This window comes from Paenibacillus antri (assembly GCF_005765165.1).
Classification (GTDB): domain Bacteria; phylum Bacillota; class Bacilli; order Paenibacillales; family YIM-B00363; genus Paenibacillus_AE; species Paenibacillus_AE antri.
This window is the reverse complement of sequence record NZ_VCIW01000007.1, coordinates 192,353-203,296: the sequence shown is the minus strand read 5'-3', so window position 1 is coordinate 203,296 and position 10,944 is coordinate 192,353. Positions and strand designations below refer to the sequence as shown.

At 53.6% G+C, this 10,944-nt stretch carries 9 protein-coding genes; 2 read left to right on the top strand and 7 right to left on the bottom strand.

Annotated features, from left to right (window positions below; all coding sequences use genetic code 11):
• Nucleotide 1 precedes the first annotated feature (1 nt).
• The 6 genes from FE782_RS13230 to FE782_RS13205 form a co-directional block, all read right to left on the bottom strand.
• Nucleotides 2–1,120, bottom strand: coding sequence for an ABC transporter ATP-binding protein (locus FE782_RS13230; protein ID WP_138194572.1), 1,119 nt, complete (start codon nt 1,118–1,120; stop codon nt 2–4).
• A 170-nt stretch (nt 1,121–1,290) separates the two neighbouring features.
• Nucleotides 1,291–2,613, bottom strand: a complete 1,323-nt coding sequence (locus tag FE782_RS13225; RefSeq protein ID WP_138194571.1) for a Gfo/Idh/MocA family protein — start codon at nt 2,611–2,613, stop codon at nt 1,291–1,293.
• A 43-nt stretch (nt 2,614–2,656) separates the two neighbouring features.
• Nucleotides 2,657–4,018: an ABC transporter substrate-binding protein gene (locus FE782_RS13220; RefSeq protein ID WP_138194570.1), complete on the bottom strand. Its 1,362-nt coding sequence runs from the start codon at nt 4,016–4,018 to the stop codon at nt 2,657–2,659.
• Nucleotides 4,019–4,058: 40 nt separating this feature from the next.
• Complete coding sequence (locus FE782_RS13215; RefSeq protein ID WP_138194569.1) at nt 4,059–4,991, bottom strand: dihydrodipicolinate synthase family protein; 933 nt, start codon at nt 4,989–4,991, stop codon at nt 4,059–4,061.
• A 19-nt stretch (nt 4,992–5,010) separates the two neighbouring features.
• Nucleotides 5,011–6,471 carry a sialidase family protein gene (locus FE782_RS13210; protein WP_138194568.1) on the bottom strand — a complete coding sequence of 487 codons (1,461 nt, stop codon included), beginning with the start codon at nt 6,469–6,471 and terminating at the stop codon, nt 5,011–5,013.
• Between the two features lie 213 nt (nt 6,472–6,684).
• Nucleotides 6,685–7,437, bottom strand: coding sequence for an IclR family transcriptional regulator (locus FE782_RS13205; protein ID WP_138194567.1), 753 nt, complete (start codon nt 7,435–7,437; stop codon nt 6,685–6,687).
• Between the two features lie 229 nt (nt 7,438–7,666).
• Between FE782_RS13205 and FE782_RS13200 the strand changes: the two genes are divergently transcribed.
• Nucleotides 7,667–9,772, top strand: coding sequence for a putative phage tail protein (locus tag FE782_RS13200; RefSeq protein ID WP_158299386.1), 2,106 nt, complete (start codon nt 7,667–7,669; stop codon nt 9,770–9,772).
• A 12-nt stretch (nt 9,773–9,784) separates the two neighbouring features.
• Complete coding sequence (tatA, locus tag FE782_RS13195) at nt 9,785–9,958, top strand: twin-arginine translocase TatA/TatE family subunit (protein ID WP_138194565.1); 174 nt, start codon at nt 9,785–9,787, stop codon at nt 9,956–9,958.
• Between the two features lie 79 nt (nt 9,959–10,037).
• Here the strand turns inward: tatA and FE782_RS13190 are convergent, their stop codons facing one another.
• Nucleotides 10,038–10,940 carry a carbohydrate ABC transporter permease gene (locus FE782_RS13190; protein ID WP_138194564.1) on the bottom strand — a complete coding sequence of 301 codons (903 nt, stop codon included), beginning with the start codon at nt 10,938–10,940 and terminating at the stop codon, nt 10,038–10,040.
• Nucleotides 10,941–10,944 lie beyond the last annotated feature (4 nt).

Below are 10,944 nucleotides of genomic sequence, written 5' to 3'. Positions count from 1 at the left end.
CTTACTCCGTAATCCGTTCATGGCTATCCCGGTCGAAAAACACCGCTTTGCTCATGTCCATCGTCACCGTCAGCGGCTCGTCTATGTCGTACCGATACTTCGGATGTACACGCACGATGAGATCGTTATCCGTCCCGGCATCCAGGAAGAGGAATCGATCCGCCCCCATCAGTTCGCTGGATTTGTGCATCCCTTGAAACTCCGCACGAGGAGAGGAACCTGACTCGGATCGTTCGTTGCTAATATTTTCCGGTCGGATGCCAAGAATGACTGTCCGTTCGACGAGATTGCGAGCGCGCAAGGCAGCCGCTTTCCGCGCAGGGATTTCCAAGGCGAATCGGCGGGTATGAAACTCCAGCTTGTCCCCGTTCTCTAGCAGTTTACCGCTTATGAAATTCATAGGCGGCGATCCGATAAAACCGGCGACGAACATATTGTTCGGCAAGTTATAGATTCCTTCCGGCGTATCCACTTGTTGGATGACCCCGTCCTTCATCACCACGATTCTGTTGCCCATCGTCATCGCTTCCGTCTGATCGTGGGTGACATAAATCGTGGTCACGCCAAGCTGCTTGTGCAGCCGAATGATTTCCGTGCGCATCTGCACCCGCAGCTTCGCATCCAGGTTGGATAACGGTTCGTCCATGAGAAACACTTGCGGATTCCTTACGATCGCTCGGCCTAAGGCGACCCGCTGCCGTTGTCCCCCGGAAAGCTGCTTCGGCTTGCGGTCGAGAAATTGTTCGATCTCCAGCACTCTCGCCGCTCGCTTCACATGAAGGTCGATTTCGTGCTTCGGGAGCTTTCGCAGTCGAAGTCCGAACGCGATATTTTCGTATACGCTCATATTCGGGTATAGGGCATAGTTTTGGAATACCATCGCGATATCCCGATCCTTCGGAGGAAGATCGTTGATTAAACGATCGTTAATGTACATCTCCCCCTCGCTGATCTCTTCCAACCCCGCCACCATTCGCAGCGTCGTCGATTTCCCGCAGCCCGAGGGACCGACGAAGACGACGAATTCCTGATCCTGGATTTCCAAGTTGAAGTCTTTCACAGCGTAGGTCGAGTCTTTCGCGTACTTCTTATAGACGTGATTAAACAAAATTCGCGCCAAGCCGCAGCTCCCCTTTCCCTATCCGTCTCAATCCCTTATGTTCACTGTAATGGAACCGGCGTGAATTTCGTGTGAAGATTTCCTTTACAATAAAAAAACATGGAAGGCGCATGGAAAAAGAGGCCTTCTCCTATGTTCCATCGGACATAGAGAGAAGGCCTCTTTTCTTCTTACGTCAAGTCGCGATATTCGGTTAGGTAGACCCATCGTCCTTCTTCCATCGACCGATCAGCCGCGAACCCGACCAGATGACTCGTGATCGAATCTTCCAGACTCGTCGTGTTGGGCGACGGCTCGCCGCCTTGGATAATCCGGACGAAATCTTTAATCAGAATCGAATCCCCTCCTCCATGCATCCCCTTGGAGGCGTTCAACTCCACCCGTTCTTCCGTATATTCGCGGCCCTGACGCGCATCGTATTTCCGAATGACGAACGCGCCGTCTTCCAATGCGCCTTGAATTTCACCCTTCGTGCCATTGATATGAAGAGAGCGATGGTTCATCGGGGAATTGCCCACGAGATTGAATACCGCAGTGGAGCCGTCCTCGAATTCGATCGATACCGACTGATGGTCCGCTACGGTGTTGTCGCATCTCCACACGCACCGTCCGAACGGACTATCCGTCTTTAAGGACTCCCGCTTCTCTTCCTCCGTCATCGATTCATGCTTCCCCGGCCAAACGTATTTCGCCCATAGGTTCATCTCCACGTGATGCTTCTGAGCCGAGTACGGGCAGGAAGCTTCGATCCGACAATCGACCAGACACCGTTCGCCGGAGCCGGCAGGCGCTTGCTCCTTCGTAAAATGCGTTAACCCCCCGAAGCTGCTGACGCGCTTCGGCGCGATACCCGATTTCATCCATGCCAGAATATCGAGGTCGTGGCATGACTTCGCGATAAGCATAGAGGTCTTGCTATGCTGTTGATTGCTCCATTTTCCACGAATATACGACACGGCCATATGATGATACCGGATATGCTCGGAGGCGTACATGCTAATGATGTCGCCGATTTCCCCGTCGGCGATTCGCCTCCGGATTTCCGAGTAGAACGGAGCGTATCGAAGCACATGGCATATCATCACCTTGCGGCCATGCTTCTTGGCTTCCTCTTCCAAGGTCACGATTTCTTCCGCTGACGTCCCGATCGGCTTCTCCAGCAGGATATCGTATCCTGCCCGGAGCAAGGGAATCGAGGTCTGGACATGCAGGGGATCCATTGTCCCGTTGATCGCGGCATCGGCGAAACGAGGAACCCGTACGAACGCTTCCACCGAGTCGAAGCAGTTCTCTTCGGCGATTCCGTGAACCTCCGCCGCCCGTTGTCTACGCGCCGGATCGGGATCCACGACGCCGACGATTTTCATCTCGTCGGGATGACGCAACGCATGCGTAGCGTAACCCATCCCTCGGTCGCCGGCCCCCACCAACACAACCTTAATATGCTTAGAACCTTTACTCGGAGTAACGGTTTGTGTCTCTACGCTAACCATCGGATTCGGTACTCTCCTTTGCCCTCAATGTGGATCCCGCCGATTATGGATTTTCGGAGATCGCCTGGTTGACAGCCTCGTCGACTTCCCTCAAGACCGTATTGATGTCGACGTTCTCCGTTACGACGCGGGTCAAGCCCTCCGTCACCTTGGTGGCCGCAGCGGCGTCCCACTTCGACTTCGCATACGGGGCCGCGAATTGATTCTCGTAGAGGACGTTAACATCCACTAGGCTCGCCACTTCATTGCCCTCGTACAATTTGTTGCGAACGTCCGGATTGACCAGCGGCGTAGCCAAGCCAAGCGTCGCTAATTCCGATTGCACTTCATCGGATGTATAATACTTAATGATTTCCAGCGCCAGCTCCGGTTGCTTCGAGGTCGTGGAGATCGCCAATCCGCCTCCGAACAGCCCCGTACCGATGCCCGGCGCATCCTTGAACACCGGATACGTCGTTACCCCGATATCCATGCCCGCGTTAATCGCTTCTACCCAAGCCGAGCTGTGAACGGAAATCAGGTGCGGGAACATCGCGAGGTTCTGGTCTTTGATAAACGCGTTGTTGCCGTCGCCGAACGTTGCGCCTTCCGGGAAGTTCCCAGGTACGCCATAGATATCCTTGTAGGTTTGAAACAGCTTGCTCCAGCCCTCGTTGGAGCCGACGACCGACTTCCCCGAAGCCGCATCGACGTACGGCAGCGAAAGCTGCATTTGCAGTCGGTTCACGTTAATGCCGGCATGCAGCCCGCGGTAATTTACGCCGTCCTGCGTTCTAGAGAGCTCCTTGGACAATTCGATTAACTCTTCCCATGTGCTGTTCGGTTTCGGATAATCCACTCCGAACTTATCGAAGATCGCCTTGTTGTAATGCAACACGAACGGCTGAATCGTGTAGGGAATCAAATACAGCTCCCCATTCGCCGCGTACGACCGGATATCGTCGACGATGAAAGGATCGAAGCGGTTCAAATCGATATTTTGCTCCTTCACGAGCGGGTCCAGATCGAGCGCGAGATTCAGGTCGAGAATGCTCTTCAAGTTCGTAATGCCTTGGTCGATAATATCCATCTGCGTGTTGGATGCGACGACATCCGCGAAGGTGAAGTCTTTCGACGTGACGAGCTGTTTGACGGTCACGTTCGGAAATTGCTTGTTAATAATGTCGATATACCGCCTCTTGAAGTCCGCTTCGCTGAAGTTTACCGAGATGACGATTTCGCCCGTCGCCGAGGACGGATCGAACTCCGCCGGCGCCGGCGCGGGGTCCGGCGCGTTTTCCGTCGGCGTCGGCGTCTCGGCCGGCGGCGACTGCGCTTCTTCGCCGGCGCCGCCGGCCCCCGAGCACCCGACGATCATCGTTGCTGCGAACATCCCCATGACTACCGCTTTCATTTTGTTCTTCAATCGTAAAACCTCCCTTAGTCTATGTAAGAATCATTGCGATTCAACTGCTGACGTTAGACTTCAGCCGTTCTCTTACGTAGGAAGTTAAGACTTGAAGCTGCTCGATCTCAAGCTTCTGATTCGGTTTAAAACACGTCTCGTCGGATACGCGGCTTCGAAGCTGCAGAGGCACTCCGCTCAGCTGCAAATGATATTTGGCATTCACAGGATAGTATTGCAATTCTACTAAAGATACGACCCCGAGGAACGCCTGAATCGCGTCCGCGATCGCAGGGTCCGTACGCCAACGTTTCACCAAGTACGCATAGAGATCTAAATGAAAATTCGCCATAACGCCGCTGAAGCCGGCAGCCCCTAGTTTCAAGGATTCTAGTAAAGTAGAAGAATTGGCATTGAATAATTTCAACCGGCTGCCTCTCACCGCCTCGAGCTTCTCCCTCATTTGCTCGACATCGCAACAGGTATCTTTAAGGAAGGAAAATCTTCCGGTGTCCGCGCACCATCTGAGCAGCTCGGGACTTAACAGCCTCTTGTAAGGATAAGGGCATTCGTAAATGCCGAACTGCACTTCCGGCACCCGCTCTAAGATATACTCCGCATTTCGCTTCCAAACCTCGTCGTCCTCCTCGCGGGCGGCCAAGCGGTTACTGACGAGGACGACGGCGTCCACCCCCGTCGAGGCGATCCGGCCCAGCTCCTCGACCTGATCGTCCGCTCGGTCCGAAATATGCCCCGAAGCGATGACGGGGAGCCGACCGTCCGCTTTCTCGACGACGAACTTCGCTAGAGCGACTCTCTCCTCGAGGGATAGATAGAACATCTCGCTGGACTGGCAGACGGCGAACAACCCGTCGCTGCCATGGGCGATATACCATTCGATCAACATCTCTAATGCATCGTAATCGATGCTTCCCGAAGCCGTAAACGGCGTTACCATCGTCGGCCAAATTCCGTTAGGCACTTCTGGTTTCATGCGTGATTCTCACCCCTCTCTATATCTTCCTGAAATCTGTGATTCTATGGAAAGTGATGTAGTTCGCATTGTGATAATTGAACGCCCCGTTCAGCGCCGTGCGCGAGAGGAACACTAGATCGTCCCCGTGAATTTCCCAATCCACGTATTGAAAGCCCGCTTGCTTGTCGTCCTCCGGCCACCCGTTATCATGGTAGTTGAGAATGTCTCGGCATATCGTCCAACGCTCCAGATCGGGAGAAGAAACCAACGTCAGAATGTTACGTTGAAAGATATTCGACGAAGCGACTCTGTTTACAAGCGACCAGTAAAGTCCGCTTACAGAATCGAATTGGATCGTAAATTTCGAAAGATTTCCGTAGAAATCTATTACTTTCCCGAAGGACAATGGACGCTCCGGATGCCGATCGTCAATTTCGAGAATAACCGCGCGTCCGTGTTCCGGCTCCCCGCCCTTCGTATGATAACGCAGGATATTGACTAACTTCCCATCGGGCGTCACGACCACGTTCCCTTCAAGCACGCTCGGCGCAGCCCCTCCGCGTATCGCTCCCGGCCAACTCGGATCGTAGGGCAAGAACGGCGAACTGATCCAACTGGAAGGATCGAGCAAGTCGGCATCGACGCTCGCGGAGACGACCCCCGCATCGTGACCGCCTAACGACCAGGCGCCGTACTCGATCGCCGACCAGAGACGGCCGCGATGCTCGACGACCGGCATCGGCGCCTTATGAGGACCGCCGGAATCTCGATCCCCGCCGGGTAAAATCACGCTGGGTTCGGACCAGGTTTTCCCTTCGTCGTCGGAGCGACCGATGATCAAGTCCCCGTATTCCGTACGTGTCGCCAACATATAGACGCTCCCGCGGTGCTGGAACAACTTGCCCCAGAAGCATGGATATAAGTAGCATAAGAAGCTCCACGTTCGGCCGCCATCCAGGGATTCGAAAATCTTACTTAGATTCTGCCCCCCCTTCTGCCAGTAAACGTCATGCGAAACTAACATGCGGCCGTTCGGCAACGTCGTGATCGACGGACTCGCGGGCGATCTCCCCGAGAAATCGTATGTGTAATCTTCCGGATGGATGTAGTTCACGACAGTGCCGGGGACGACCCCGGGCCTTGCCAGTCTAACGGCGCTTTCCGAAACGACCCCTTCCGTTCCGTTCGCGCAGGCCGTCACCTTCAGCTCATAATCCTCGCCGTTGGTTAAGCCGCGAACGACGACCGTCGTCTCCCCTCCGGCCGCCGGATACGCGCCAACCCGTCCCGGACTGCCGCGGCGGAACAGTTCTACGCGAAACTCCAACCCCCGCAGGTCGCTTTCTTTCCCCTCATACGCGAAGTCTACTTCCAGCATGCCGTCCCCCGGGGCCAATCGGACGATATGGATGTCTTGGAGGGTATCGTAACCAACCGCCGTACCAAGCGCGCTTTGAGTTCGGAAACTCCACGTCGGTCGGATGTCCGTATTCCGCATCTCCCATTCCCCTTCCAATGACTTATTGTTCCTTAATGGAGAACATCGTTCTCGTAATGGCTCAAAAAAAAGAACCTAGTGAGTCGTCTATGCTTCCGATTCTCACGTGTTCTCGATTGAAGAACGACGTTCTTTGTATTTAGTATAACATGAGCACTTTACCGTCACAATACTTTCCGAGAAATTCCTTTCCAACAAATTCATCCGATCGTTCTACAACTTGTTTTCAATTTCGGTTACGGCCTGTTTCAGCAAAGAGGATAACTCCCGAATTTTCTCTTCGTCGAAGCGCAAGGAAGGTCCCGAGACGCTGATCGCCGCAATCAATTGCTTGCGCTTGTTTAGAATCGGCATTCCGATGCACTTGATCCCGTACTCATGTTCCATTCTATCGAGCGAATACCCTCTTTCCCGGGTCTCGGCGAGTTCTTGCAATAAGAGCTCCGGATTCGTGATTGTATTATCCGTGAATTTCTTCAATCCTCTCGAAATCACGTCCGACACCGTCTCTTCCGGCAAAACCGAAAGCATCGCCTTGCCGATGCCCGTGCAATGAAGCGGCGCCTTGACTCCAAGCATGGATCTCGTCGATAACTGGTTCTTCGGCAAGCAAGAATCCAAATAGATCACTTCGCCTTCGTAAGGGACGGCCAAATATACGATTTCATTCACTTTATCCGCGATTTCCTGCATGTAAGGGATCATCAGCTTCCGGAAGCTGATGTTGCTGGAGATAATGTTGCCGAGCTGCAAAATTTTGAATCCGAGGCGGTACTTCCCGTTGTCCTCGTTCTGTTCCAAATAGCCCGCCTTGACGAACGTCGTTACGATATTCGAAACATTGCTTTTATAGAAACCGAGGTGTTGGCTGAGCTCGGTAATTCCCCATTCGGGTTTTTCCAACGAAAAACAATCCATAATCTTCAATGCCCTGAATAAAGACTTGACTTTAACATCTTCCTCCACGAACGACACCTCGCATCATTTTAATAACACTGTTCTCAATGATTGTACTACAGCTCAGCCTATCATTCCACACCGCTCCATTGCACCTGAATTTTCAAAAAATATATGTTGCCCACCTTACATCCCATGAATTACAATTCATTTTAGGAGAACATCGTTCTTCTATAGGGAACAAACTAGGAGGATGATGGCTCTCTATTCAACGATCACTACGAAGGGAGAAGTTGAAATGAACGAGGATTCTAAGACGGACGACTTGCATGGGGATTCGCAACAATCGTGGGGGAAGGCGCCGATCAGCCGCCGGAAGCTGTTAGCCGCGCTTGGCGTATCCGGCGCAGCTTTCATCGCATCCGGGCTGCCCGGCGGATTATTGCCGAGGGCCCAAGGCGAGACCGTGTCCGAGAACGTATACGGCAACGGCAAAGACCAGAAGAAGGTCACCCAGTTGGAACTGCAGAGCATGAACGGCATCCAAGCAGGCACGTTGGCCGAATGGTTAAGTCAGCCTCCCGGGAATATCAATCAGATATACTATGTTACGGATGCCGGTAGAGAGGGGCATTTCTATTACGATGTCGCAGACCTTACCTCTCCGGCGGATGGCGGTACGATATACATAACCGGCGAGGGCGTAAGATTTAAGAGGATCTATGAGGGGAGCCTGAACGCCCGTTGGTTTGGCGCCGCGGCCGATGGCATTACCGACGATACGGACGCGCTTCGAAGAGCGCTCGAGGCTTCGCGCGGGAAATCGTTGTATCTTCCGCATGGCGTCTACTTGATTACGGACACGCTCACGATTCCGCGGAATACATTCGTTCGAGGCGTGGGTAATTCCTCGTGGTTTACCTTCGGCCAACGAAGAAACGAACTGCCCGATAGCATCTTAGACATGGAAAACGGAACGATCCTTAAATTTATCGGCAGCGGCGCCAGCCGCTTCTCCAGCAACCGATCCGAGTTCCAGAACTTCACCTGCGCCGTGAGGTTCGAGCGCGACGGAGACGGCATTCAACTATCCGACCTCAAGATATTGTCCCACTTCCGCATTCGCGACGAATTCGGCGCGATCACGACGCCGGATACAGACCAGCACGCGATGATCGATGTAGGGCTTTGGATCGACAACGCCGACCATATTAAGCTGAATCGAGTCTCTGTCGTGGGGTATTGGCAGAAGGCCGGTTTGTACATCGACGCATCGGGCCGTCTCTCCCAAGGCGGAGAGTTCGGAGCCGTCGAATATGCGACGATCGAGGATTGCTTGTTCCAGGGTAAAATCGGCGCAGCCATACTCGGCGGAGACGAAGGAAACCCTCCCGACGAATTCGGATTCTCCCCCCCTGCCGTCGGCTCGGATGAGATGTCGGAAGGTCAGTTCGGCATCTCCCATGTACTCGTATCCGACTGCTTCTTCTCCGGAACCGATCACCATTCCAATGGATTCGCTTCCGGTTGGCAGCAGCGAATCGCGCCGGACAGTACGCCTCTGATGATCGACGGCTTCATCGGCAGCGGCAGCCCCTATCGCGTGAACCATCAGCGATTCGTCAACTGTTCGTTCCAAACCCGGGAGAGCGCCTCCATCGTGTTGAACCGCGTGATTCGCCCTGCGTTCGTGAACTGCCGCGCGGAGAGCGGCCCGATCCGAGCGAGCAAATATACCTTGCTGCCCCGTCTCATCAATTGCGAATTTCCGTACAATCGAACCAACCCGGCTTACCAGGAAATAGAACACTGTCCCGGAGCTGTCATCATCCCGGAGTTCCGGAGACTCGGACATGTCCACCTGCGGTCGTTCGAGTTCAAGATCGAGCTTCGGAATAACAACGGCGTGATCGAGCATCGGATGGGCAAAGCCAACGGCATCCAGAGCAGCGCCGCGTCCAAGGACGTCGAAGCCCTGTTTCGTTACGCGATCCAGTCGGGCGGTTGGAATTACCAGACATGGTCTGCCACCCCCGTTCCGGGCAACGGAGCGAGCGACGATTATTCCAAGGGCTGCTTCCTCGGAGAGAAGTCGTTCCTGGCCAAGTACAATTTGTTTACGTGCGCGGCGATCGATAACCATCCCGATTATCAAGAAGCCGAGGTTTCCGTCGTCGAGTCGCGAGCGGCCGACCCGCAGTTATGGGTTAGGGCGGCGGTGTTTTCCACGCAAAACGTACCTTACCGCATGAACGGGTATTCCAGCGCATTAAAGCTCGAGCTGCGCAATGGCTCGGGCCCGGCCACGACGTTATCCCAGAACCTTCCCATGGAGAATAACGGCCCAGCCAGCTTAATTCTGAAAGTGAGAGGGAAGTTTTACGAGCAAATCTACGGGGTGTGAGGAGGAATCGGGTTGTTGAGCAGTATAGGAATTCCTGGACTTATCCTGATTTTTATTCTTGCGTTGATCTTGTTCGGACCGAGCAAGCTGCCGGAATTGGGAAGGGCCTTCGGCACCACTCTTAAGGAATTTAAGAACTCCGCAAGGGAATGGACCGAGGATTCGGAAAAGACGAAGGGATCGTAATGTAAACGGATCAAGAAAATGTCGTCCGACGAATTTTACGTCGGACGACATTTCTGGTTTTGTAACCATTCCATACTTCTTATCCTTTGACCGACCCGATCATGACGCCTTTGACGAAATACTTTTGCACGAACGGGTAGAAACATAGAATCGGCAGCGTGGACACGATAATGACCGCGTAGCGCATCGACTCCACCAAATAGATTTGCGCTGCGGCGTCCCCTCCCATACTGGCGGAATCGCTGGCCATGCTGAGGGCGGATTGGTTGACGATTAAATCCCGTAACACCATCTGAAGCGGCATCTGCTCTTCTTTCGTCAAATAAATCATCGCGGTGAACCAGGAATTCCACTGGGATACGGCCGCGAAGAGAACCAATACCGCGATCAAGGCCTTGGATACCGGCATGACGATGCGAAAGAAGAACGACGTATGCGAGCAACCGTCCATGCAGGCGGCTTCGTACAATTCATCGGGAATCGTCGATTTCATGAACGTTCGGCTAATGATGATATTCGTTACGTTGACCGCCCCCATAAGGACGATAATAGCCGGGCTGCCGTAAAGTCCTATTTCCTTCATCAGCAGGTACGTCGGAATGAGACCGCCGTTGAAAAACATCGTAAAGAGCAGAAAGGCGATAACGGCGGTTTTCCCGGGGAATGGCTTCCGCGAAAGCGCATATCCGGCCATAAGGCTGATCATCGCCGATAAGGAAGTAAACAAGACGGTATAGACCAACGTATTGCGGTATCCCGTCCAGATAGGAGAATATCGGACGACCTCCATATATCCGTCCAGGTTGAAGCTCTGCGGCCAAAGCAGAATACGTCCGGTGGCGACCAATTTCGGATCGCTGATCGAAGCGATGACGACGAAATACAGCGGATAAGCGACAATGAGCAGCAGCAGGATCAGAATCACATAGGTAACGGCATCATATAACCGATCCTGATTCGACCGCTTCAGCGCGTGTCGCATAGGC

What these genes read in the sequence shown, in the direction of transcription:
- FE782_RS13225 (WP_138194571.1), bottom strand. Translation starts at nt 2,613, where the DNA reads ATGGTTAGCGTAGAGACACAAACCGTTACTCCGAGTAAAGGTTCTAAG.
- FE782_RS13215 (WP_138194569.1), bottom strand. Translation starts at nt 4,991, where the DNA reads ATGAAACCAGAAGTGCCTAACGGAATTTGGCCGACGATGGTAACGCCG.
- FE782_RS13210 (WP_138194568.1), bottom strand. Translation starts at nt 6,471, where the DNA reads ATGCGGAATACGGACATCCGACCGACGTGGAGTTTCCGAACTCAAAGC.
- FE782_RS13200 (WP_158299386.1), top strand. Translation starts at nt 7,667, where the DNA reads ATGAACGAGGATTCTAAGACGGACGACTTGCATGGGGATTCGCAACAA.
- FE782_RS13190 (WP_138194564.1), bottom strand. Translation starts at nt 10,940, where the DNA reads ATGCGACACGCGCTGAAGCGGTCGAATCAGGATCGGTTATATGATGCC.